Here is a 23,923-nt window from a genome sequence, read left to right as displayed (position 1 = left end):
CTGATGTTGGGAAAATTAACACTTGATGCGGTTCCGTACCACGAACCGATCATCATGGTCACCGTAGCCGCAATTATTGTCGGGGGCCTGGCAGTGCTGGCGCTGCTGACCTATTTCGGCAAATGGAAGTGGCTGTGGAGCGAATGGCTGACTTCGGTCGACCATAAAAAAATTGGTATCATGTACATCGTCGTGGCGATGGTCATGCTGCTGCGCGGCTTCGCCGACGCCATCATGATGCGTAGCCAGCAGGCGTTGGCGTCCGCCGGCGAAGCCGGGTTCCTGCCGCCGCACCACTACGACCAGATCTTCACCGCGCACGGCGTTATCATGATCTTCTTCATGGCGATGCCTTTCGTGGTCGGCCTGATGAACGTCGTGGTACCGCTGCAAATCGGTGCGCGCGACGTTGCCTTCCCGTTCCTGAACTCCCTGAGCTTCTGGTTCTTCGTGGTGGGCGTTGTGCTGATCAACATCTCCCTGGGGGTCGGTGAGTTCGCTCAGACCGGTTGGCTGGCGTATCCGCCGCTGTCTGGTAAAGAGTACAGCCCTGGCGTCGGGGTCGATTACTGGATCTGGAGTCTGCAGATTTCCGGTCTGGGTACCCTGCTGACCGGCGTGAACTTCTTCGCCACCATTCTGAAGATGCGCGCCCCTGGCATGCCTCTGATGAAGATGCCGGTGTTCACCTGGGCGGCACTGTGTACTAACGTCCTGATCATCGTTTCTTTCCCAATTCTGACCGTCACCATCGCGCTGCTGACCCTGGATCGCTATCTGGGCACCCATTTCTTCACCAATGATATGGGCGGCAACATGATGATGTACATCAACCTGATTTGGGCCTGGGGTCACCCAGAGGTGTATATCCTGGTTCTGCCGGTGTTCGGCGTGTTCTCCGAAGTCACCGCAACCTTCTCCAGAAAACGCCTGTTCGGCTATACCTCACTGGTATGGGCAACCATCGCGATTACCGTTCTGTCGTTCATCGTCTGGCTGCACCACTTCTTCACCATGGGGTCCGGCGCGAACGTTAACGCCTTCTTCGGTATCGCCACCATGATCATTTCCATCCCGACCGGGGTGAAAATCTTCAACTGGCTGTTCACCATGTATCAGGGCCGTATCAAGCTCAACTCCGCGATGCTGTGGACCGTTGGCTTCATCATCACCTTCTCCGTGGGTGGTATGACCGGCGTTCTGCTGGCGGTACCGGGCGCGAACTTCGTGCTGCACAACAGCTTGTTCCTGATCGCTCACTTCCACAACGTCATCATCGGCGGCGTGGTGTTCGGTTGCTTCGCGGGCCTGACCTACTGGTTCCCGAAATCCTTCGGCTTCACGCTGAACGAAAAATGGGGCATCCGCGCGTTCTGGTTCTGGATCATCGGCTTCTTCACCGCCTTCATGCCGCTGTACGCATTGGGCTTTATGGGCATGACCCGTCGTATCAGCCAGAACATCAACCCTGAGTTCCACCCTCTGCTGCTGGTTGCAGCCGGCGGTGCGGCGCTGATCGCCTGCGGCATCCTGTGCCAGCTGACCCAGATCTTCGTCAGTATCCGTGACCGCGAACAGAACCGCGATCTGACCGGTGACCCATGGGGTGCTCGTACTCTGGAGTGGTCAACCTCGTCTCCACCGCCGTTCTATAACTTTGCCGTAGTGCCACAGATCCATGACCGTGATGAGTTCTGGGACATGAAAGAAAAAGGCGAAGCGTATAAGAAACCGGCTAAATACGAACCGATTCATATGCCTAAGAACACCGGCGCCGGCGTTATCATCGCCTTCTTCAGCCTGGTATTCGGTTTCGCAATGATTTGGGAAATCTGGTGGATGGCTCTGGCCGGCTTCATCGGTATGATCGTTGTCTGGATCGGCAAGAGCTTCGATCACGATGTTGACTACTATGTGCAGGTTGATGAAATCGAGCGCATTGAGAACCAACACTACGAACAAATCCGTAAAGCAGGCGTGAACCATGTCAACTGAAACTCTGACCAATCATAACGCAGCCCATGCAGAGCATGGGCACCACGACGCAGGAGAGACCAAAGTCTTCGGATTCTGGATCTACCTGATGAGCGACTGTATTTTGTTTGCGAGCTTGTTCGCGACTTATGCAGTCCTGGTGAACGGGACCGCTGGCGGTTCCTCAGGCAAAGACATCTTCGACCTGAAGTTTGTCCTGGTCGAAACTTTCCTGCTGTTGTTCAGCTCCATCACCTACGGCATGGCGATGATCGCCATGAACAAAGGTAAAGTTGGCGGTGTAAACACCTGGTTGTTCCTGACCTTCCTGTTTGGTCTGGGCTTCGTGGCGATGGAAATCTATGAATTCCATCACCTGATCGCCGAAGGCTTCGGTCCGGATCGCAGCGCGTTCCTGTCCAGCTTCTTCGCGCTGGTCGGCACCCACGGTCTGCACGTGACTTCTGGCCTGATTTGGATCATCGTGCTGATGATTCAGGTGAGCAAGTTCGGCCTGACCGCGACCAACAAAACCCGCCTGATGTGCCTGAGCCTGTTCTGGCACTTCCTGGACGTGGTCTGGATCTGCGTATTTACCGTTGTCTACCTGCTGGGGGTTATGTAATGAGCCATTCATCCCATGAAACCTCTCACGGCGGCGCAAGCCACGGCAGCGTGAAGTCATACCTGATCGGCTTTATCCTGTCGATCATCCTGACGGTAATTCCATTTGCGATGGTAATGAACGGCTCCGCCTCTCATTCCACCATCCTGGCGGTTGTTGTCGGTATGGCGGTTATCCAGGTGATTGTTCACCTGGTTTACTTCCTGCACATGAACACCTCATCGGAAGAGCGCTGGAACCTGGTGGCATTGCTGTTCACCGCTATGATCATCGGTATCGTTGTTGTAGGTTCACTCTGGATTATGTACAACCTCAACATCAATATGATGGTCGATTAAGAGCTGAGCTGCACGTGATGATTAAGCAATACCTGCAAGTCACTAAACCAGGAATTATTTTCGGCAATTTAATTTCTGTCGTCGGGGGATTCCTGCTCGCTTCCAAAGGGAGCATCGACTATCCCCTGTTTCTCGCCACCCTGGTGGGTGTCTCGTTGGTGGTCGCGTCGGGCTGTGTGTTTAACAACTACATCGACCGCGACATCGACAAGAAAATGGAGAGAACGAAGAATCGGGTGCTGGTAAAAGGCCTGATCGCGCCGAGTGTCACCCTGGTTTATGCGACCGCTTTGGGTATTGTGGGCTTTGCGTTGCTGTATATCGCAGCCAACCCGCTGGCCATGTGGCTGGCGGTGATGGGCTTCGTGGTTTATGTCGGCGTTTACAGCCTGTACATGAAACGCCACTCGGTCTACGGCACGCTGATCGGCAGCCTGTCGGGCGCCGCGCCGCCGGTTATCGGCTACTGCGCGGTGACCAACGAGTTCGACGCCGGCGCGTTGATCCTGCTGGCTATCTTTAGCCTGTGGCAGATGCCGCATTCTTATGCGATCGCTATCTTCCGCTTTAAAGATTACCAGGCGGCCAACATTCCGGTGCTGCCGGTGGTGAAAGGCATTTCCGTCGCCAAGAACCACATCACGGTCTACATCCTGGCATTTATGATCGCCACGCTGATGCTGACCCTGGTTGGTTATGCCGGCTACAAGTACCTGATCGTTGCTGCGGCGGTGAGCGTATGGTGGCTGGGCATGGCGCTGCGCGGTTACAAGACCGAAAACGACAGCGTCTGGGCGCGTAAACTGTTCGTGTTCTCCATCGTCGCCATCACCTCGCTGAGCGTGATGATGTCGATCGACTTCAGCGCCACGGCGGCGCCTGAAGCGCTGGTGACCTACGTTTGGTAAGCCAAATCATCTGTGAATGGGCCGCTTTTGCGGCCCATTTTATTTGTCACGCCGAAAAGCGGCCAAACTGTAATATCTGTTAAACAACATTCGATTTACCCCCCCTGCCCTGCACACTAAAATGACGCAGCTTTACAGAAATCATGCCATCAGGCGCTGTCGCAACGTCTGATGGCATGGTTTTTACCGAGGTTTGATGTGAACGATAATTCAATGACCCCGCAGGAGCGCCGCGCCACCTGGGGATTGGGCACCGTATTCTCCCTGCGCATGCTCGGCATGTTTATGGTACTGCCGGTGCTGACCACCTACGGCATGGCGCTCAACGGCGCCAGCGAAGCGCTGATCGGCATCGCCATCGGCATTTACGGCCTGGCACAGGCGGTATTTCAGATCCCGTTCGGCCTGGTGTCCGATCGCATAGGCCGCAAGCCGCTGATCGTCGGCGGCCTACTGATCTTTGCCCTCGGCAGCGTGATCGCCGCCGTCACTGACTCTATCTGGGGCGTGATCCTCGGCCGCGCGTTGCAAGGCTCCGGCGCCATCGCCGCCGCGGTAATGGCGCTGCTCTCCGATCTGACACGCGAGCAGAACCGCACCAAAGCGATGGCGTTCATCGGCGTCAGCTTCGGTATCACCTTCGCCATCGCCATGGTTCTGGGCCCCATCATCACCCATGCCTTGGGCCTGCATGCGTTGTTCTGGATGATCGCCGTGCTGGCGCTGGCCGGCATCGTCATCACTCTGGCAGTAGTACCTTCCGCCGATACCCATCTGCTGAACCGCGAGTCCAGCATCGTGCGCGGCAGCTTCCGCAAAGTGCTGAGCAACTCGCGCCTGCTGAAGCTCAACTTCGGCATCATGTGCCTGCATATCCTGCTGATGTCGAGCTTCGTGGCGCTGCCGCTGGCGATGGAGAAAGCCGGGCTGGCGGCCAGCGAGCACTGGATCGTCTACCTGGTCACCATGCTGGTGTCGTTCGCCGCCGTGGTGCCGTTCATCATCTATGCCGAAAAATATCGCCGCATGAAACAGGTCTTTATGGGCTGCGTGGCGGTGCTGTTCTGCGCCGAAGTGCTGCTGTGGCTCTCCGGCGCACACCTGTGGGGCATCATCGCCGGCGTGCAGCTGTTCTTCATGGCCTTCAACGTGATGGAGGCCATTCTGCCTTCGCTGATCAGCAAAGAATCGCCGGCCGGCTACAAGGGCACCGCGATGGGGGTCTACTCCACCAGCCAGTTTATCGGCGTGGCGATCGGCGGCAGCCTCGGCGGCTGGCTGTACGGTTTGCAGGGGGCGGGCTTGGTGTTTATCGCCGGCGCCGTGCTGGCCGCCGTCTGGTTCCTGGTCAGCAGCACCATGAAAGAGCCGCCGTATGTCAGCAGCCTGCGCATTACGCTGTCGGAACTGGCGGTGAAGGATTCAGCGCTGGAAAGCCGCCTGAAGGCGCAGCCCGGCGTGGCCGAGGCGATCGTCGTGCCGGAAGAGCGCAGCGCCTACGTCAAGGTGGATACTAAGCAGACCAATCGCGGTCAGCTGGAAGCGCTGGTCAATTCGCTGTAAAGAATCAGGGCCGGCAATGCCGGCCCCGTAGAGATTAATCGCGGAAGTTCTTGAACTGGAACGGCTGCCCCAGATCGCCGCCGCGCACCAGTGCCATCACGCTCTGCAAATCGTCGCGTGACTTGCCGGTCACCCGTACTTCTTCACCCTGGATCTGCGCCTGCACCTTCAGCTTGCTGTCTTTGATCAGCTTGACGATTTTCTTCGCCACAGAGGTTTCAATCCCCTGCTTCAGCTTGGCTTCCACGCTGTAGGTTTTGCCGCTGTGGGTAAACTCTTCCGGGATCTCCAGCGCAGCGCCGTCGATGCTGCGCTTGCTCAGCTTTTCGCGCAGAATGTCGAGCAACTGCTGCACCTGGAAATCAGACTCGGTGGCAACCTTGATGCTTTGGTCTTTCTCGTTTAGCTCAAAGCTGGCCGGCACGTTGCGAAAATCCCAGCGGGTACCGAGATCGCGGGTAGCGTTCTCAACGGCGTTACGCACTTCCTGCATATCAATTTCGGAAACGATGTCGAAAGATGGCATACTTCTTCCTCCTGAATGAGTGCCTAATAGCTTAGGCGATTTTGATGCCGAGCATGATAACCGCTTTGCCGCCTCAGACAAAATCTGCTGAACGCACGCAGGGATAGCGCTTCGGGCTGCCATAAAGCCTATAGTTAATTCACGGTAATTGAGCGGTATTCCCGTGTTTCCAAGGAGACTGAATGAAAATAACCATTCTTGGTTGCGGCGCGCTCGGACAACTGTGGCTCTCCCGGCTGTATCAGCAGGGCCACGATGTACAGGGATGGCTAAGAGTGCCACAGCCTTTTTGCGCAGTGAACGTGATAGAGCCGGAAGGCGTCTCGTTCAATCGCAATTTGCCCACCAACGATCCGGAGCATCTTGCGCAAAGCGAGCTGCTGCTGGTGACGCTAAAAGCCTGGCAGGTGTCCAGCGCGGTCAGCACGCTGCTGCCGAAGCTGAACCCCCAGTGCGCTATTTTGCTGCTGCACAACGGCATGGGCACCCAGGAAGAGCTGCCGCCGAACGGCCAGCCCATCCTGCAGGGCACCACCACCCACGCTGCGCGCCACGAAGGCAGCACCATTATCCACGTCGCCACCGGCATCACCCACATCGGCCCAACCTCGCCGGCCGCCCAACACCTCAGCCACCTGGCGGAAGTGCTGCATCAGGCACTGCCTGACGTCGCCTGGCACAACAATATCGCCTCGGCCAACTGGCGCAAGCTGGCGGTCAACTGCGTGATCAACCCGCTGACGGCGCTGTACGGCTGCCGCAACGGCGACCTGCAGCGTTACCCGGAACAGATCGAAACGCTGTGCCGTGAAGTCGCCAGCGTGATGGCGATGGAGGGCTACCACACCTCCTGTGAAGGCCTGATGCAATACGTGATGGACGTGATCCACAGCACCGCCGACAACATTTCGTCGATGCTGCAGGACATCCGCAGCCAGCGGCACACCGAGATCGACTACATCACCGGTTACCTGCTGCGCCGCGCGCGCAGCCACGGCCTCACGCTGCCGGAGAATGCGCGGCTGTTTGAATTGATTAAACGAAAGGAAAATGAATATGAGCGTATCGGCGCTGGTCTGCCTGGCACCTGGTAGCGAAGAAACCGAAGCCGTCACCACCATCGACCTGCTGGTGCGGGCGGGCGTAAAAGTCACTACCGCCAGCGTTGCCGGCGACGGCGAGCTGACTATCGTCTGTTCGCGCGGCGTCAAGCTGCTGGCCGACGCGCCGCTGGTGGCGATCGTCGATGAGCCGTTCGACGCCATCGTGCTGCCCGGCGGCCTGAAAGGCGCGGAATGCTTCCGCGACAGCCCGCTGCTGGTGGAGAAGGTGCGGCAAATGCATCTGCAGGGCAACATCGTCGCCGCCATCTGCGCGGCGCCGGCGCTGGTGCTGCAACACCACGATCTGTTCCCGATCGGCAACATGACCGGCTTCCCGGGCCTGAAAGACCAGATACCGGCGGATAAATGGATGGAGCGCCGCGTGGTGTACGATGCCCGCGTCAACCTGCTCACCAGCCAGGGGCCGGGCACCGCGATGGAGTTCGCGCTGAAGCTGATAGACCTGCTGCTTGGTAAAGCCAAGGCGGCGGAGATCGCCGCGCAGCTGGTGCTGATCCCGGGGATGTACGACTTCCGCGACTGAGCGGCTTGCCGATAAAAAAAGGGCTGAACATCGGTTCAGCCCTTCTCGTTGATGCCGCTCCGTGCGTTACGGGCGATAAACCTTCACGTTGTTGAAGCCCTGCTCCAACAGGTACAGCGCCTGCAGGCGGCTCATCACGCCGCGCTCGCAGTACAGCAGGTAGGTTTTGCTCTGGTCCAGATTACCAAACTGGGTGCTCAGCTTGTAGAACGGCAGCGCTTTCACTTCAACCTGTTCCAGCTGCAGCGGTTTCTCTTCCTGCTCGTCGTTGGAGCGGATATCCAGGATCACCTCATCGGCGCCGAAGGCCGCGACGGTTTCCACCTCGGTCACCTGCTCCTGCGTTTGCTCGGCGATAGAGCGAATATCAACGTTCTTCGCCTCGCTCACCACCCGATCGAGGATGCTGAAATCGAAGTGGCTTTCTTCCTCTTCGATCTTGGCCTTGACGGCTTTTACCGTCGGGCTCTTCGAAATCACACCGCAATATTCCGGCATAGTTTTGGCGAAGTCTTCGGTGCCGATTTCACGCGCCAGCTTGATGATGTGCTCTTTATCGTGCGAGATCAGCGGACGCAGGATCAGGGTATCGGACGCATTGTCGATCAAGCGCAGGTTGGTCAGCGTCTGGCTGGAGACCTGCCCCAGCGCCTCACCGGTCACCAGCGCCTGCACGCCGTAGCGTTCGGCCACTTGCGAAGCGGCGCGCACCATCATGCGCTTGAGCACCACGCCCATCTGGCCGTCGTCGACCTTCTCCAGGATCTCGCCCACCACCGGTTCGAAGTCGATAGCGACGAAGCGCACCTTGTGCGAACTGGCGAAGCGATTCCAGAGATAATGTGCCACCTGCTTCACGCCGATCTCGTGCGCAGCGCCGCCCAGGTTGAAGAAGCAGAAGTGCACGCGGCAACCGCGACGCATCAACATATAGCTGGAGACGCCCGAGTCGAAACCGCCGGAAATCAACGACAGTACGTCTTCCTGGGTGCCGACCGGGTAACCACCGATGCCTTCGAGGCGGCGTTTGACCAGCATCAGCTTGTCGTCTTCAATCTCCAGATTTACCGTGACCTGCGGGCGGCTAAGGTTAACGCGCGCGCTCTCGATATGCTGGTTCAGGCCGCCGCCGACGTAGCGCTCCACGTCCTGCGAATTGAACGCCTGCTTGCCGCGGCGCTTGACGCGCACGCAGAAGGTTTTGCCTTCCAACTGGGCGCGGTAGGCTTCCAGCGTCTGCTCGAAGATGTGGTGGATGTCGGTATAAGCGCGGTCTTCCACTTCCAAAATATGGTGGATGCCGGGAATGCGCGTCAGGGCGTCGGCGATGATCGGCCGCTGGTTTTCATCTTTGGCGCGAACTTCGATATGATCCCAGTGACGGACGACCGCCAGCGTTTCATCATACTGCTTCAGGACGTTGCGAATATTGGTCGAGAGAATCTTGATAAAGCGCAAGCGCACAGATTGGCTCTTGATGGTGATTTCCGGGAACAATTTAATGATAAACTTCATGGCGGTCTTTGTTGTCAGATAAGAATTACGGCGCGGAGTATATCACCATATCGCCGTGCTCTGCGCACAAAACCACACATGAGCGCCATGATTTGCTAATCAAGATCCGCTAGGATAGGCTCTGGCGCCACGGTTCACATGATGACGTAAAAAGAAAATTATGCCGAAAAAACCAGCACAATCAGCCAGTACAGAGCAAACTGCCAGCTTTGAAAGCGCCCTCGGCGAGCTGGAAAGCATCGTGACGCGCCTGGAGTCAGGCGAATTGCCGCTGGAAGACGCGCTGAACGAGTTCGAACGTGGCGTACAGCTGGCGCGTCAAGGCCAGCAGAAACTGCAACAGGCGGAACAGCGTGTGCAGATACTCCTTAACGACAGCGCCGACGATGCGGCGCTGACGCCTTTTACACCGGATACCGAGTAACCGACATGTCTGAGATCGCCCCATCGGCCGCTTTTGCCGATCAAATGCAGATTTTCCGCCAGCGTGCCGATCGCGCGCTGTTGGACTTCATCGCCCCGCTGCCGTTCAACGACGGCAACATGGTGGCGGCGATGCGTCACGGCGCCTTGCTGGGCGGCAAGCGCCTGAGGCCATTCCTGGTCTACACCACCGGCCAGATGTTCGGCGTGTCGCTGAGCAACCTGGATGCGCCGGCGGCAGCGGTAGAATGCATTCATGCCTACTCGCTGATCCACGACGATCTGCCGGCGATGGACGACGACGATCTGCGCCGCGGCCAGCCGACCTGCCACATTAAATTCGGCGAAGCCAACGCGATCCTGGCCGGCGATGCGCTGCAAACGCTGGCGTTTTCGATCCTGGCCGATGCCGAAATGCCTGACGTGGCGTTGCGCGATCGGCTGGCGATGGTCTCCGAACTGGCGACCGCCAGCGGCGTAGCCGGCATGTGCGGCGGCCAATCACTGGATCTGGAAGCCGAAGGCAAGCGCGTCGATCTGCAGGCGCTAGAGCAGATCCACCGCCACAAAACCGGCGCGCTGATCCGCGCGGCGGTGCGCTTGGGCGCGCTGAGCGCCGGCGAAGCCGGGCGAGCGGCGCTGCCGCAGCTGGATCGTTACGCTGCCGCGGTCGGCCTGGCGTTCCAGGTTCAGGATGACATTTTGGACGTTGTCGGCGAGACTGAGAAAATCGGCAAGCGCCAGGGAGCGGACCAACAACACGGAAAGAGTACCTACCCGGCGTTACTCGGGCTTGACAGCGCGAAAGCAAAAGCGTGGGATCTCTATCAGGAAGCATTAGCTGCATTGGACACTTTGGCAGCGCAATCTTATAACACAGCGCCATTGCGAGCGTTAGCCAGCTTCATTATTGAACGCGACAATTAACGTGTGACGTTAACTCCTCTGATATGAGTATCGAATGAGTCTTGATATAGCCAAATACCCAACCCTGGCGCTAGCGGAAAACCCCGAGGAACTCCGCTCGCTGCCCAAAGAGAGCTTGCCGAAGCTGTGCGATGAGCTGCGGCAATACCTGCTGAACAGCGTCAGTCGTTCCAGCGGCCACTTTGCCTCCGGGCTGGGTACCGTCGAACTGACGGTGGCGTTGCATTTCGTCTACAACACGCCGTTCGATCATCTGGTGTGGGACGTCGGCCACCAGGCCTACCCGCACAAAATTCTGACCGGCCGTCGCGACCGCATCGCCACCATTCGGCAAAAGAACGGCTTGCACCCCTTCCCGTGGCGCGCCGAAAGCGAATACGACGTGCTGTCGGTCGGCCACTCATCGACCTCGATCAGCGCCGGCCTCGGCATGGCGGTGGCGGCAGAGCGTGAAGGCAAAGGCCGCCGCACGGTGTGTGTGATCGGCGACGGCGCCATCACCGCCGGCATGGCGTTCGAAGCGATGAACCACGCCGGCGACATCAATCCGGACATGCTGGTGGTGCTGAACGACAACGAGATGTCGATCTCGGAAAACGTCGGCGCGCTGAACAATCACCTGGCGCAGCTGCTGTCCGGCAAGCTTTACTCCACCCTGCGCGAAGGCGGCAAGAAAGTGCTGGCCGGCGTGCCGCCGATCAAGGAGCTGGTGAAACGCACCGAAGAGCACCTGAAAGGCATGGTGGTGCCGGGTACGCTGTTCGAAGAGCTGGGCTTCAACTACATCGGCCCGGTAGACGGGCACGACGTACAGGGCCTGGTCGCCACGTTGAAAAACATGCGCGATCTGAAAGGCCCACAGCTGTTGCACATCATGACCAAGAAAGGCCGTGGTTACGCGCCGGCGGAGAAGGATCCGATCAGCTTCCACGCGGTGCCGAAGTTCGATCCCGCCAGCGGCACGCTGCCGAAAAGCGCCGGAGGTCTGCCGACCTATTCGAAAATCTTCGGCGACTGGCTGTGTGAAACCGCCGCCAAAGACAGCTCGCTGATGGCGATCACGCCGGCGATGCGCGAAGGCTCCGGCATGGTGCAGTTCTCTCGCGACTACCCGCAGCAATATTTCGACGTGGCGATCGCCGAGCAGCACGCGGTCACTTTCGCCGCCGGGCTGGCGATCGGCGGCTACAAGCCGGTGGTGGCGATCTATTCCACCTTCCTGCAACGCGCCTACGATCAGCTGATCCATGATGTGGCGATCCAAAACCTGCCGGTGATGTTCGCCATCGATCGCGGCGGCATCGTCGGCGCCGACGGCCAGACCCATCAGGGGGCGTTCGATCTGTCGTTCATGCGCTGCATCCCGACCATGGTGATCATGACGCCAAGCGACGAGAACGAATGCCGGCAGATGCTGTATACCGGCTATCACTATAACGACGGCCCGAGCGCCGTGCGCTATCCGCGCGGCACCGGCACCGGCGCTGCGCTGGAGCCGCTCAGCCTGCTGCCGATCGGCAAAGGCGTGGTGCGCCGTCAGGGGGAAAAGATCGCCATTCTCAACTTCGGCACCCTGCTGCCGGAGGCCGCGCAAGCGGCGGAAGCGCTCAACGCCACGCTGGTCGACATGCGCTTCGTCAAACCGCTGGACGAGCAGTTGGTGCTCGAACTGGCCGCCAGCCATGAAACGCTGGTCACGCTGGAAGAGAACGCGATCATGGGCGGCGCCGGTAGCGGCGTCAACGAACTGCTGATGGCCAAACACCGCCCGGTGCCGGTGCTGAACCTCGGCCTGCCGGACAGCTTCGTCTCGCAGGGCAGCCAGGAAGAGCTGCGTGCCGATCTGGGGCTGGACGCCGCCGGTATTCAGCGCCAAATCGAAACCTGGCAGGCGCAGTAATCACCGCCTGCACCTGACAAACGCCTCCGCCTGCGGGGGCGTTTTCGTTTCCGCCCTTCGGGATCCGCGCTACAGTTACTGTCTGAGCTGTGAATGGGAGGCAAGCATGAAGTACCTGAAACTGGGCAACACCGATCTGAACGTCTCGCGCATCTGCCTGGGTTGCATGACCTACGGCGAACCGAACCGCGGCAATCACGCCTGGACGCTGCCTGAAGAGAGTAGCCGTCCGCTGCTGAAACAGGCGCTGGAAGCCGGCATCAACTTTTTCGACACCGCCAACAGCTATTCCGACGGCAGCAGCGAGGAGATCCTCGGCCGGGCGCTGCGCGACTATGCGCGCCGCGAGGAGGTGGTGATCGCCACCAAGGTGTATTTCCCGCTGAGCAACCTGGAGCGCGGTTTGTCGCGCGCCAACATCATGCAATCCATCGACGACAGCCTGCGGCGTCTGGGCACCGACTATGTCGATTTGCTGCAAATCCATCGCTGGGATTACGAAACGCCGCTGGAAGAGACGCTGGAAGCGCTGCACGACGTGGTGAAAGCCGGTAAGGCGCGATACATCGGCGCCTCCTCGATGTACGCCTGGCAGTTCGCCAAAGCGCTGTATACCGCCGATCTGCACGGCTGGACGCGCTTCGTCAGCATGCAGGATCAATACAACCTGATCCAGCGCGAAGAAGAGCGCGAGATGCACCCGCTGTGCGCCGCCGAAGGCATCGCCGTGCTGCCGTGGAGCCCGCTGGCGCGCGGCCGCCTGACCCGCCCCTGGGGCGAAACCACCGCGCGGCTGGTTTCCGACCAGTTCGGCAAGAGCCTGTACGAGGAAACCGAAGGCATTGACGCCATTATCGCCGAGCGCGTCGCCAGCCTCGCCGACGAACGCGGCGTGTCACGCGCGCAGATCGCGCTGGCCTGGCTGCTGAACAAGCCGGCGGTCAGCGCACCGATCGTCGGCGCTTCGCGCAGCGAACAGCTGGACGACGCCATCGCCGCAGTCGATTTGAGTTTGTCGCCGCAAGAGGTGGCGGAACTGGAGACGGCTTACGTGCCGCACCGGGTGACAGGGTTTGAATAAAGAGAAGCGGGCGCGAAACAGCGCGCCCGTCTGTCAGAACAGCCCGATCGGCCAGTGGTGCCCAATCAGGTAGATGATGCCGGCGGACAGCACGCCGGCGATGATATCGTCGACCATAATACCCATGCCGCCATGCACGTTGCGGTCGAACCAGCGGATCGGCCACGGCTTCCACATATCCAGAATGCGGAAGATGACGAAACCGGCGGCGACCCAGCGCCAATCGTTGACCGGCAACGCCATCAGCGTGATCCACATGCCGACGAACTCGTCCCAGACGATGCTGCCGTGATCGTGCACCTTCATGTCTTTTGCCGTGCGATGGCAAATATAGACACCGATGCAAATGCTGAACATCACCGCCAGCGAGTAAAGCTGCCACGGCAGTTGGATCAGCAGCAGCCAGAACGGGATCGCCGCCAGCGATCCCATGGTGCCCGGCATCACCGGCGACAAACCGCTGCCAAAACCGGTGGCCAGCAGGTGCCACGGATTGCTCATCCGCAGCCGGCGCTTGGCTTCATCCATCGGTGCCCGGCTCCGCGTTGAAATGATCGAAGCCGGCCCAGTCCAGCTCTACCGCCTCATCGTCGCGATAATAGCGAATACCTTCAGACAGCGGGCCAATTTGGCCGATACAGGTGTAGTCGGCTCCGAGGTGGCTCAGCGCCACTTCCAGCGCACCGCGGTTGATCTCCGGCACGGTGAAGCACAGCTCATAATCTTCGCCGCCCGCCAGCGCCCAGCGCAGCGCCTGCTCGGCATCGGCGTGGCTGCTCAGCGCCTGCGACATCGGCAGCTCGTCCAGTACGATGCGTGCGCCACAGTCGCTGGCCTTCAGGATATGCTTCAGATCGGAAATCAGGCCATCGGAGATGTCGATCGCCGAGCTGGCCAGATCGCGCAGCGCCTGCCCCTGCAACACCCGCGGCTGCGGCCGCAGATGACGCGCGACCAGATAATCGCGCGCCGCCGCATCCGTCACCGCCAGGCGATCCTGCAGGATCGCCAGACCGGCGGCGCTGTCGCCCAGCGTGCCGGTCACATAGATCCAGTCGCCGATGCGCGCGCCGCTGCGGGTCAGCGCCCGGCCGGCCGGGATCAGCCCCTGAATGGTCAACGTCATGCTCAGCGGGCCGCGCGTGGTATCACCGCCAATCAGCTGCATGCCGTAATAGTTGAGCTGATCGAACAGGCTGTCGCTGAAGGCCTTCAGCCACGGCTCGTTCACCTCCGGCAGGGTCAGGGCCAGCGAGAGCCACGCAGGATCGGCGCCCATCGCCGCCAGATCGCTCAGATTGACCGCCAGCGCCTTGTAACCGAGATCGGCCGGATCGATGTCCGGCAGGAAGTGAATGCCCGCCACCAGTGTATCGGTACTGACGGCCACCAGCTGTTTTTCCGGCACTGCCAGCAGTGCGCAGTCATCTCCAATGCCCAACTGTACATCCCGGCGCACGCGCTTAAACCGGTCAAAATAGCGGGCAATGAGGTCAAATTCGCCGCATGCCATATCGATATTCCACTAGAAGAAATTAAGGCCGGGAATGCCGGCCTTAATGTTTTACTTTTTCTTGCGAAGGGTTGGCGCCACTTTATCCAGCACCCCATTCACAAACTTGTGGCTGTCTTCCGCGCCGAAGGTTTTCGCCAGCTCGATCGCTTCGTTAATCGCCACCTTATAAGGGACATCCTCGCGCATTTTCAGTTCAAACAGCGCGACGCGCAGCACCGCGCGCTCCACCTGGCCCAGCTCTTCGAGCTGACGCGACAGGTAAGGCGCCATCAGTTCGTCCAGCATACCTGCATTCACTGCCGCGCCGGACAGCAACTCGCGAAAATAGGCGACGTCAACATCTTTGACATCCTGCTCCGTCAGGAACTGGTGTTCAACATCGGCAAGGTCGTTTTTAGACAACTGCCAAGAGTAAAGCGCTTGAACAGCGCACTCACGAGCGCGGCGACGAGCAGCAGGTTTCACGGAATTCCCCTTAACTAAATTCAGGCTTTAATAGCTTTGATAACATTAATCATTTCAAGTGCGGTCAGCGCGGCTTCAGCGCCCTTGTTGCCCGCTTTGGTGCCGGCGCGTTCGATCGCCTGTTCGATGCTTTCGGTGGTCAGCACGCCAAAGGCAACCGGGATTTCGGCATTCATCGCAACGTTGCCGATGCCGGAGCTGGCTTCGCCCGCTACATATTCGAAGTGCGCGGTGCCCCCACGGATAACGGTGCCCAGCGCGATAACCGCGTCGTATTTGCCGGTTTTGGCCAATACGCTCGCCGTCAGCGGCAGCTCGTAAGCGCCCGGGACCCAGACAACGGTGATGTTGTCGTCAGCAACCTGACCAATGCGTTTCAGCGCGTCGATAGCACCTTCCAGCAGGCTGTCGTTGATGAAATTGTTAAAACGTGCAATTGCGATCGCCACACGGGCATTTGGAGTAGCAACAACACCTTCGATAACTTTCATGGGCTTTCCTTAAAAATGGGTTCAATACCCCGCAGGGGGGCGGATTCTATCATATTCTTTCACCGCCTGCGCGGCGCTTTTGTAAAACCGGCGCGCGGGCGCGAGATTCAGTGTTTCGCCCGCAGGCGCAAACGCAGATCGGGGCCAACCTGACGCACGTCGCTAAAGACGAATTCCGGCGCGTCGGCCAACCGTTCCAGGCCCGGCAGATGACACAGACCGCGGCTATTATCGCCCAACAGTTTCGGCGCGATGTACAAAATGAGCTCATCCACCAGGCCGGCCTGCAGCAACGCGCCCGCCAGCGATGCGCCCGCCTCCACCCAGATTGAATTCACCTGGCGCTTGGCCAACAGCATCATCATCACCACCAGATCGATGCCGCCGCCGTGCGCCGGGCAGATAAACTGTTCAACCTCTTGCGGCCAGGCCTGTTCATCCGCCTGCAGGCGCGCCAGCCAGGTAGCGCCCGGCTGCTGCACCACGCGGTGCTGCGGGGTAATGCGATTTTGGCTGTCGAGCAGGATGCGCAGCGGCTGGCGCAGATTTTCGCGCGGATAGAGGCGCTGCGTCTCGGCGTCCAGCTCATCCCAACGCACCGTCAGCGACGGATCGTCCGCCAGCACGGTGGCGCTGGTGCTGAGAATGGCGGCGCTCTGCGCGCGCAGGCGCTGCACGTCCTGACGCGCTTCGGGTGAGGTGATCCACTGGCTTTCGCCGGAGGCCATCGCCGTGCGGCCGTCCAGCGACGCGCCCAGCTTCAGCTGCACATAGGGGAAACCGGTGCGCATGCGTTTGAGGAAGCCCAGGTTGACCGCTTCGGCCTCGGCCAGCATCAGGCCATGACGGACTTCGACGCCGGCTTGCTGCAGCTTGTACAAGCCGCGCCCCGCCACCTGAGGATTGGGATCTTGCATCGCCGCGACCACCCGCGTCACGCCGGCGGCCACCAGCGCATCGGCGCAGGGCGGCGTGCGGCCGTGGTGACTGCACGGTTCGAGCGTGACATAGGCAGTGGCGCCGCGCGCCTTGTCGCCCGCCATGCGCAGCGCGTGCACTTCCGCATGCGGCTCGCCGGCGCGCAGATGATAGCCTTCACCGACAATTTCGCCGTCGCGCACGATAACGCAGCCGACGTTCGGATTGGGCGCGGTGGTGAAACGCCCCAGCCGCGCCAGTTCGAAGGCGCGCGCCATGTAAAATTCGTCGTGATGCATGAAAGATCCTTTAGTCTTGCAGGCGGGCAATCTCTTCACCGAACTCGCGCACGTCTTCGAAGCTGCGATACACCGACGCGAAGCGAATGTAGGCCACCTTATCCAGCTTTTTCAGCGCGTCCATCACCAGATTGCCGACTAACTTGGTCGGCACTTCGCGTTCGCCGGTGGCGCGCAGTTGGGATTTGATATGATTAAGGGCGTTTTCCACATCGTCCGAGCTGACCGGGCGCTTTTCCAGCGCTTTCAGCATGCCGCGACGCAGTTTGTCTTCGTTGAACGGCTCGCGCACCTCATCGCTTTTAATCACTCGCGGCATCACCAGCTCGGCCACCTCGAAGGTGGTGAAGCGTTCATTGCATACCAGACACTGGCGGCGGCGGCGCACTTGCGAACCGTCCCCCACCAGGCGGGAATCGATGACTTTGGTATCAACGGCGGCGCAGAAAGGGCAATGCATAACACGTCCTGATAAACGTTTTTTATAGATAAATGCAGTTTAACCCGAAGTGCAGCCACAACAAAGGGCGGCGGCCATTTGTTGCGACAGGCGGCGGGAAGGTGGCAGCGATATGACTTTCACCACTATGCGGACTAAGCTTGATAGCAGGAGACTCAGCATAGGAAATCGCCGTCATGACAACCTGTTACCCTAAAATCGCCCTGCTCGCCGCCGCCATTTTGCTGGCGGGCTGCGCGCACAACACCGCCGTGCCTCAACTGCGCCATCAGGTCGCCGCGCTGAACCAGAAAGTGAGCGTACTGACCGACCAAACCACCGCACTGGAGCGGCAGAATTTGCTCAATCAGCACTCCGACAATGGCGTCTACCTGCTGCCGGCGGCTCGAAGCGCTGCCCGTTTGCAGAGCAGCATCGGCGAACTGAGCGTTTCGCTGAGCCACATCAAGAGCGAAGCCAACGGCACGCAGGCGCAGCTGCATGTGCGCATCCTCTCACAGGCTACGCTGCCGCCGTTCAACGCGGTGGTGGAATGGGGTCAACTGGATGAGGCCACCGGCCGGCCGCTGACCGCCGAAGCACTGTCGCAACCGATCGCCAGCGCCGACTCGCTGCTGCCGAAACCCGGTCAGGACTTCGAGCTACGCTTCAGCGGCCTGACGCCGGAACAGCTCGGCTATATCCGTCTGCACAGCCTGGTGGCCACCGCCCAACCGGCGGTGGTGCAGCAACGCTGAAACCCAAAGCAAAAAAAAGGAGCGCCATTGGCGCTCCTTCTCATTTCGCTGAATACTGCGGCGGTTAAGGCAGAATTGAAGGCTGATCCGCGCCCTCTTTTTCCACTTTTTGCTGCAGCATGTGCTCGCGTTTCATCCCCAGCTTCAACGCCAGCGCGGACGCGACGTAGATGGAGGAAACGGTACCGATCGACACGCCGATCAGCATCGCCAGCGAGAAGCCTTGCAGCATCGCGCCACCGAAGATGTACAGCATCAGCACCACCATCAGGGTAGTACCGGAAGTCATCAGCGTACGGCTCAGCGTCTGGGTCAACGACACGTTCATGATCTCGTAAGGCGTACCGCGGCGGATCTTGCGGAAGTTCTCACGAATACGGTCGGAGACCACGATGCTGTCGTTCAGCGAGTAACCGATAACCGACATCAGGGAAGCGACGATGGTCAGGTCAATCTCGATGTGGAACAGCGACAGCACGCCCAACGTGATGATCACGTCGTGCGCCAGCGCGATAACCGCCCCCAGCGCCAGGCGCCATTCGAAGCGGAAACCGACGTAGATCAGGATACAGATCAACGCCACCAGCAGCGCCATGCCGCCGGTTTGCGCCAGCTCGCTGCCCACGCTCGGGCCGACGAACTCGATGCGCTTCACGGTGGCGTTTTTATCCACCGAGTCGTTGATCACGCCGATCACCTTGTTGCCCAGTTCCTGGCCTGCGGTGCCGGTCGCCGGTGGCATGCGCACCATCACGTCGCGGCTGCTGCCGAAGTTCTGGATGATCGGATCCTGGAACCCGGCCTTCTCCAGCGTATCGCGCATCAGGTCAAGGTTAGCCGGCTTCTCCAGGTTGATTTCAATCACCGTACCGCCGGTGAAATCCAGACCCCAGTTAAACCCGCGCACCGACATGGTGACGATCGACGCGACCAACAGCAGCAACGAGATGCCGAAGGCCAAATAGTCCCAGCGCATAAAGTCGTAGACTTTACGGCCGTAGTTGAGTTGCTCAACAGTATAATCCTGTGCCACAACGCACTCCTCAGATAGACAGCTTGTTAATGCGTTTGCCGCCGTAAAGCAGGTTAACGATGGCACGGGTACCGACAATCGCGGTGAACATGGACGTCGCCACACCGATCGCGGTGGTGATCGCAAAGCCTTTGATCGAACCGGTGCCCACTGCGTACAGGATGACCGCGGTGATCAGCGTGGTGATGTTGGCGTCGACGATACTGGAGAACGCGCCTTTATAGCCCTCATGGATTGCCTGCTGAACGGACCGGCCATTCTTCAGCTCTTCCTTGATACGTTCGTTAATCAGTACGTTGGCGTCGACCGCCACCGCCAGCGTCAACACGATCCCGGCAATGCCCGGCATGGTCAGCGTCGCCCCCGGCAACAGGGACATCACGCCGACGATCAGCACCAGGTTGGCGACCAGCGCCGTGGTGGCGATCACGCCGAACTTACGGTACCAGACCACCATGAAGACGATGGACGCCACCAGGCCCCACAGACAGGCTTCCAGACCTTGGGTAATGTTCTGCTGACCCAGGGTTGGACCGATGGTGCGCTCTTCAACGATCTGAATCGGCGCGATCAGCGCACCCGCACGCAACAGCAGCGAAAGCTGACGCGCTTCGTTCGGGTTGCCGATACCGGTGATGCGGAAGCTGTTGCCCAGACGCGACTGAATGTTCGCCACGTTGATCACTTCTTCCTGTTTCACCAGCACAGCGCGGCCATTGGCGTCTTTCTTGCCGCTGTCCTTATACTCCACGAACAGGGTCGCCATCGGCTTGCCGATGTTGTCCTTGGTGAAGTTGGACATCGACGTGCCGCCGGCGCTATCCAGCGAGATGTTAACCTGCGGCTGGTTGTATTCGTCGGTGCTCGAGGTGGAGTCGGTGATGTGGTCACCGGTCAGGATCACGCGCTTGTACAGCACGATCGGCTGGCCATCGCGGGTATATTTCACCTCGGAATCGCCCGGCACGCGGCCGTTGGCCGCCGCAGTGGCGTCCGCATTGGTGTTCACCAGACGGAACTCCAGGGTCGCGGTGGCGCCCAGAATTTCTTTGGCACGCGCGGTGTCCTGAATGCCCGGCAGCTCGACCACGATGCGGTCGGCGCCCTGGCGCTGCACCAGCGGTTCGGCGACGCCGAGCTGGTTGACGCGGTTACGCAGGATAGTGATGTTCTGCTGGACGGCGTATTCACGCGCTTCGCTCAGACGGGCGTCCGTCAGGTTCGCTTTCATGGTGTTGGCGCCGTTGGCGGACAGCACCAGATCGCGCTGACGCGGGCCGATGTAGCTGATGGCCTGGTCGCGAGCCGCATCGTCACGGAAGCGAACTTCCACGCCGTTGTTGTCCAGCTTGCGGATAGACGCGTAAGGAATGCCCTTCTCGCGCAGCTCGCTGCGCAGGGTATCCATGGTCTGTTCCTGCAGCTTGCTCAACGCGGTGTCCATGTCCACTTCCATCAGGAAGTGCACGCCGCCGCGCAGGTCCAGGCCGAGTTTCATCGGTTCTGCGCCCAGCATGGCCAGCCAGGTCGGCGTGGCCGGCGCCAGGTTCAGCGCCACGACGAATTTGTCACCCAGCTCGGTCACCAGCGCTTCGCGGGCGCGCAGCTGAACGTCAGGATCTTTAAAGCGAGCCAGGATAGCGCCATTTTCCAGCGCAATCGACTTGCTCGCGATGTTGTCTTTTTCTAATACGGTACGGACCTGGTCCAGCGTAGTTTCACTGGCGGCAACACCGCGCGCGCCAGTGATTTGTACGGCCGGATCCTCACCGTAGATGTTGGGAAGCGCATAAAGCAGACCGACGAGGATCACGACGATCAACATCAGATACTTCCACAAAGGATAACGGTTTAGCACGGCAATTCCCTTCGGGAAAAAAGATTACAGGGCCTTCATGGTACCTTTCGGCAGAACGGCCGCCACGAAGTCACGCTTGATCATCACTTCCGTGGTGTCGTTCAGCGCGATGGCGATGATGCCGGTGTCGGCCACTTTGGTCACACGACCGATCAGGCCGCCGGTGGTCAGCACTTCGTCGCCTTTACCGATGGAGTCCATCAGCTTCTTGTGATCTTTCGCGCGTTTCTGCTGTGGGCGCAGGATCATGAAGTAGAAGATCAGGCCGAACACCACCAGCATAATGATCAGAGAGTACGGGCTTCCCTGAGCCGGAGCCCCTGCGGATGCGACGGCGTCAGAAATGAAAAAGCTCATTGAAATTCCCTCATTAAGTTATCAATTATTAGATCAAGCGTTTAAAGGCGGAATCGGCTTGCCGATCCGACCATAGAAATCCGCAACAAACTGCTCTAATTTACCCTCTTCGATAGCCTGGCGTAAACCCGCCATCAGGCGCTGGTAGTGACGCAGGTTATGAATTGTGTTCAGTCGAGCACCCAATATTTCGTTGCAACGGTCGAGATGGTGCAAGTAGGCGCGGCTGTAATGGCGACACGTGTAGCAATCACAGTCCTTATCCAGCGGAGAAGTATCATCCTTGTGCTTGGCATTACGGATTTTTACCACACCGTCAGTCACGAACAAATGGCCGTTGCGGGCGTTGCGGGTCGGCATGACGCAGTCGAACATGTCGATGCCGCGGCGCACGCCTTCCACCAAATCTTCCGGCTTGCCGACGCCCATCAAATAGCGTGGCTTATCTTCCGGAATTTGCGGGCAAACGTGTTCAAGAATGCGATGCATATCCTCTTTCGGCTCGCCTACAGCCAAGCCGCCCACAGCGTACCCGTCAAAGCCGATATCCACCAGCCCTTTGACGGAAACATCACGTAAATCTTCGTAAACGCCGCCCTGAATGATGCCGAACAGCGCATTTTTATTTTCCAGCTCGTCGAAACGCTGGCGGCTGCGCTGCGCCCAACGCAGCGACATTTCCATCGAACGCTTGGCGTAGTCCCAGTCGGCCGGGTACGGCGTACATTCATCGAAAATCATCACGATGTCGGAACCCAGGTCATACTGGATTTCCATCGATTTTTCCGGGCTCAGGAACACCTTGTCGCCGTTGATCGGGTTGCGGAAGTACACGCCTTCCTCTTTGATCTTGCGCATCGCCCCCAGGCTGAACACCTGAAAACCGCCGGAGTCGGTGAGGATCGGGCCCGGCCACTGCATGAAATCATGCAGATCGCCGTGCAGTTTCATGATCTCCTGGCCAGGGCGCAGCCACAGGTGGAAGGTGTTGCCCAGCAGGATCTGCGCGCCGGTTTCTTTCACTTCTTCCGGCGTCATGCCCTTGACCGTGCCGTAGGTGCCGACCGGCATAAAGGCCGGGGTTTCCACCACGCCACGGTCGAAAATCAGGCGGCCGCGGCGTGCGCGGCCATCGGTAGTTTGTAGTTCGTACTTCACAAAGCCTCCAGCATCAGAGAAACAGTCTGATGTCGTTGAAACGGGGCCGCGCCGTGGGCGCAGCCCGGGAAATTAACCGCCGACGGACTCGTTTTCCGCCTGCGGATTACGGCTGATGAACATCGCATCGCCGTAGCTGAAAAAGCGGTACTGCTCGGCCACCGCCTGCTGATAGGCGTTCATGGTATTTTTGTAGCCCGCGAAGGCCGACACCAGCATGATCAGGGTGGACTCCGGCAGGTGGAAATTGGTCACCAGCGCGTCGATCACCTGGTAGTGATAGCCCGGATAGATAAAGATGCTGGTGTCGCCGAAGAACGGCGCAATCAGCGCCTCTTTGCTGGCCGCAGCGGCGCTTTCCAGCGAACGCACCGAGGTGGTGCCCACCGCCACGACGCGCTTGCCGCGCGCTTTGCAGGCCAGTACCGCATCCACCACCTCCTGCGGCACTTCGGCGTATTCGGCGTGCATCACGTGATCTTCGATGGTTTCCACGCGCACCGGCTGGAAGGTGCCGGCGCCGACGTGCAGCGTCACGAACGCCATTTCCACGCCTTTGGCGCGCAGCGCCGCCAGCAGCGGTTCGTCGAAGTGCAGGCCGGCGGTCGGCGCGGCGACCGCGCCCGGTTTCTCGCTGTAGACCGTCTGATACAGCTCACGGTCGGCGTCTTCATCCGGGCGAGCGATATAAGGCGGCAGCGGCATGTGGCCGGCCGCGTTGAGAATGGTGAATACATCGCGTTCGTCGTTGAAGCGCAGCTCGAACAGCGTCTCGTGGCGCGCCACCATGGTAGCGGCGATGCTCTCATCATCCCCCAACAGCAGCTCGGCGCCCGGCTTGGGCGCTTTCGACGCGCGCACGTGCGCCAGCACGCGATGGTCGTCCAGCACGCGCTCCACCAGCACTTCTATCTTGCCACCGCTGACCTTGCGGCCGAACATGCGCGCCGGGATCACGCGGGTATTGTTGAACACCAGCAGGTCGCCGGCTTCCAGCTTATCCAGCAGATCGGTGAATACGCCGTGCGTCAGCGCCCCGCTCGGCCCGTCCAGCTGCAGCAGGCGGCATGCGCTGCGTTCGGCCTGGGGATAGTGGGCAATCAGGGATTCGGGAAGTTCAAACGAAAAATCAGCGACGCGCATGGGTATTCACTTCTTCAATTTATGGCTGGTTGGTAAAAAACAGGCGGCCTAGTCTAAAGCC

Annotated in this window: 25 protein-coding genes; 12 read left to right on the top strand and 13 right to left on the bottom strand. The window is 59.6% G+C overall.

Features of this window, described 5'->3' with window-relative positions:
* The first annotated feature begins 3 nt into the window (after positions 1–3).
* From cyoB to ACJ8J4_RS10045, 5 genes are all read left to right on the top strand, one after another.
* Positions 4–1,995, top strand: coding sequence for a cytochrome o ubiquinol oxidase subunit I (gene cyoB / locus ACJ8J4_RS10065; protein WP_025301762.1), 1,992 nt, complete (start codon positions 4–6; stop codon positions 1,993–1,995).
* Entirely contained in the window at positions 1,985–2,599 is a 615-nt protein-coding gene (locus tag ACJ8J4_RS10060; RefSeq protein ID WP_442516070.1) for a cytochrome o ubiquinol oxidase subunit III, read from the top strand. The genes cyoB and ACJ8J4_RS10060 overlap by 11 nt, the downstream gene beginning before the upstream one ends.
* Positions 2,599–2,937: a cytochrome o ubiquinol oxidase subunit IV gene (locus ACJ8J4_RS10055; protein ID WP_016928864.1), complete on the top strand. Its 339-nt coding sequence runs from the start codon at positions 2,599–2,601 to the stop codon at positions 2,935–2,937. The genes ACJ8J4_RS10060 and ACJ8J4_RS10055 overlap by 1 nt, the downstream gene beginning before the upstream one ends.
* 17 nt (positions 2,938–2,954) lie before the next feature.
* Positions 2,955–3,845: a heme o synthase gene (cyoE, locus tag ACJ8J4_RS10050; RefSeq protein ID WP_025301761.1), complete on the top strand. Its 891-nt coding sequence runs from the start codon at positions 2,955–2,957 to the stop codon at positions 3,843–3,845.
* A gap of 198 nt (positions 3,846–4,043) precedes the next feature.
* Positions 4,044–5,408: an MFS transporter gene (locus tag ACJ8J4_RS10045; RefSeq protein ID WP_025301760.1), complete on the top strand. Its 1,365-nt coding sequence runs from the start codon at positions 4,044–4,046 to the stop codon at positions 5,406–5,408.
* Positions 5,409–5,442: 34 nt separating this feature from the next.
* On the opposite strand, the gene ACJ8J4_RS10040 is transcribed toward ACJ8J4_RS10045, so the two are convergent.
* On the bottom strand, positions 5,443–5,934 hold the full coding sequence (locus ACJ8J4_RS10040; protein ID WP_025301759.1) for a YajQ family cyclic di-GMP-binding protein: 492 nt from the start codon (positions 5,932–5,934) through the stop codon (positions 5,443–5,445).
* 182 nt (positions 5,935–6,116) lie between these two features.
* Here ACJ8J4_RS10040 and panE point away from each other — a divergent pair, with 182 nt between their 5' ends.
* Together panE and yajL are read left to right on the top strand one after the other, a co-directional pair.
* Positions 6,117–7,028: a 2-dehydropantoate 2-reductase gene (gene panE / locus ACJ8J4_RS10035; protein WP_025301758.1), complete on the top strand. Its 912-nt coding sequence runs from the start codon at positions 6,117–6,119 to the stop codon at positions 7,026–7,028.
* A complete protein-coding gene (gene yajL, locus ACJ8J4_RS10030) occupies positions 6,991–7,581 on the top strand; it encodes a protein deglycase YajL (protein WP_043135643.1) in 591 nt (196 codons plus the stop codon). The genes panE and yajL overlap by 38 nt, the downstream gene beginning before the upstream one ends.
* A gap of 66 nt (positions 7,582–7,647) precedes the next feature.
* Here yajL and thiI read toward each other — a convergent pair whose 3' ends face one another.
* Positions 7,648–9,096 carry a tRNA uracil 4-sulfurtransferase ThiI gene (gene thiI / locus ACJ8J4_RS10025; protein ID WP_043135640.1) on the bottom strand — a complete coding sequence of 483 codons (1,449 nt, stop codon included), beginning with the start codon at positions 9,094–9,096 and terminating at the stop codon, positions 7,648–7,650.
* Between the two features lie 160 nt (positions 9,097–9,256).
* On the opposite strand from thiI, the gene xseB reads away from it, so the two are divergent.
* The 4 genes from xseB (at position 9,257) to ACJ8J4_RS10005 (ending at position 13,427) form a co-directional block, all read left to right on the top strand.
* On the top strand, positions 9,257–9,520 hold the full coding sequence (gene xseB, locus ACJ8J4_RS10020; RefSeq protein WP_025301755.1) for an exodeoxyribonuclease VII small subunit: 264 nt from the start codon (positions 9,257–9,259) through the stop codon (positions 9,518–9,520).
* Between the two features lie 5 nt (positions 9,521–9,525).
* Positions 9,526–10,446 carry a (2E,6E)-farnesyl diphosphate synthase gene (ispA, locus tag ACJ8J4_RS10015; RefSeq protein ID WP_043135638.1) on the top strand — a complete coding sequence of 307 codons (921 nt, stop codon included), beginning with the start codon at positions 9,526–9,528 and terminating at the stop codon, positions 10,444–10,446.
* A gap of 34 nt (positions 10,447–10,480) precedes the next feature.
* Entirely contained in the window at positions 10,481–12,346 is a 1,866-nt protein-coding gene (dxs, locus tag ACJ8J4_RS10010) for a 1-deoxy-D-xylulose-5-phosphate synthase (protein ID WP_142590745.1), read from the top strand.
* Between the two features lie 106 nt (positions 12,347–12,452).
* A complete protein-coding gene (locus ACJ8J4_RS10005) occupies positions 12,453–13,427 on the top strand; it encodes an aldo/keto reductase (RefSeq protein WP_197836496.1) in 975 nt (324 codons plus the stop codon).
* Between the two features lie 33 nt (positions 13,428–13,460).
* Here ACJ8J4_RS10005 and pgpA read toward each other — a convergent pair whose 3' ends face one another.
* The 6 genes from pgpA to nrdR form a co-directional block, all read right to left on the bottom strand.
* Positions 13,461–13,955: a phosphatidylglycerophosphatase A gene (gene pgpA, locus ACJ8J4_RS10000; RefSeq protein WP_004940382.1), complete on the bottom strand. Its 495-nt coding sequence runs from the start codon at positions 13,953–13,955 to the stop codon at positions 13,461–13,463.
* Complete coding sequence (gene thiL, locus ACJ8J4_RS09995; protein WP_043135634.1) at positions 13,948–14,940, bottom strand: thiamine-phosphate kinase; 993 nt, start codon at positions 14,938–14,940, stop codon at positions 13,948–13,950. Before thiL ends, pgpA begins: the two co-directional genes overlap by 8 nt.
* 51 nt (positions 14,941–14,991) lie before the next feature.
* Positions 14,992–15,408: a transcription antitermination factor NusB gene (nusB, locus tag ACJ8J4_RS09990; protein ID WP_004940384.1), complete on the bottom strand. Its 417-nt coding sequence runs from the start codon at positions 15,406–15,408 to the stop codon at positions 14,992–14,994.
* A 20-nt stretch (positions 15,409–15,428) separates the two neighbouring features.
* Positions 15,429–15,899 carry a 6,7-dimethyl-8-ribityllumazine synthase gene (ribH, locus tag ACJ8J4_RS09985; protein ID WP_004940385.1) on the bottom strand — a complete coding sequence of 157 codons (471 nt, stop codon included), beginning with the start codon at positions 15,897–15,899 and terminating at the stop codon, positions 15,429–15,431.
* Between the two features lie 107 nt (positions 15,900–16,006).
* Complete coding sequence (gene ribD, locus ACJ8J4_RS09980) at positions 16,007–17,116, bottom strand: bifunctional diaminohydroxyphosphoribosylaminopyrimidine deaminase/5-amino-6-(5-phosphoribosylamino)uracil reductase RibD (RefSeq protein ID WP_049206202.1); 1,110 nt, start codon at positions 17,114–17,116, stop codon at positions 16,007–16,009.
* A 10-nt stretch (positions 17,117–17,126) separates the two neighbouring features.
* Positions 17,127–17,576 (bottom strand): transcriptional regulator NrdR, encoded by a 450-nt coding sequence (gene nrdR, locus ACJ8J4_RS09975; protein WP_004940387.1) that lies wholly within the window; start codon positions 17,574–17,576, stop codon positions 17,127–17,129.
* Positions 17,577–17,752: 176 nt separating this feature from the next.
* Here nrdR and ACJ8J4_RS09970 point away from each other — a divergent pair, with 176 nt between their 5' ends.
* Positions 17,753–18,313 (top strand): DUF3251 domain-containing protein, encoded by a 561-nt coding sequence (locus ACJ8J4_RS09970; RefSeq protein WP_025301749.1) that lies wholly within the window; start codon positions 17,753–17,755, stop codon positions 18,311–18,313.
* A 64-nt stretch (positions 18,314–18,377) separates the two neighbouring features.
* On the opposite strand, the gene secF is transcribed toward ACJ8J4_RS09970, so the two are convergent.
* The 5 genes from secF to queA all read right to left on the bottom strand — a co-directional run bounded on the left by secF (position 18,378) and on the right by queA (position 23,862).
* The gene (gene secF / locus ACJ8J4_RS09965; RefSeq protein ID WP_004940389.1) at positions 18,378–19,346 is read right to left on the bottom strand and encodes a protein translocase subunit SecF; all 969 of its coding nucleotides are present in this window, start codon (positions 19,344–19,346) and stop codon (positions 18,378–18,380) included.
* Between the two features lie 10 nt (positions 19,347–19,356).
* Positions 19,357–21,204 (bottom strand): protein translocase subunit SecD, encoded by a 1,848-nt coding sequence (secD, locus tag ACJ8J4_RS09960; RefSeq protein WP_004940390.1) that lies wholly within the window; start codon positions 21,202–21,204, stop codon positions 19,357–19,359.
* A gap of 24 nt (positions 21,205–21,228) precedes the next feature.
* Entirely contained in the window at positions 21,229–21,561 is a 333-nt protein-coding gene (gene yajC / locus ACJ8J4_RS09955; RefSeq protein ID WP_004940391.1) for a preprotein translocase subunit YajC, read from the bottom strand.
* Positions 21,562–21,594: 33 nt separating this feature from the next.
* The gene (tgt, locus tag ACJ8J4_RS09950) at positions 21,595–22,719 is read right to left on the bottom strand and encodes a tRNA guanosine(34) transglycosylase Tgt (protein ID WP_016928877.1); all 1,125 of its coding nucleotides are present in this window, start codon (positions 22,717–22,719) and stop codon (positions 21,595–21,597) included.
* 72 nt (positions 22,720–22,791) lie between these two features.
* Positions 22,792–23,862, bottom strand: coding sequence for a tRNA preQ1(34) S-adenosylmethionine ribosyltransferase-isomerase QueA (queA, locus tag ACJ8J4_RS09945; protein ID WP_004940394.1), 1,071 nt, complete (start codon positions 23,860–23,862; stop codon positions 22,792–22,794).
* Positions 23,863–23,923 lie beyond the last annotated feature (61 nt).

It is taken from the genome of Serratia sp. CY47280 (assembly GCF_052168655.1).
Lineage (GTDB): Bacteria > Pseudomonadota > Gammaproteobacteria > Enterobacterales > Enterobacteriaceae > Serratia > Serratia bockelmannii.
The sequence above is the reverse complement of the archived record's forward strand: the minus strand, read 5'-3'. Positions and strand labels throughout refer to the sequence as shown.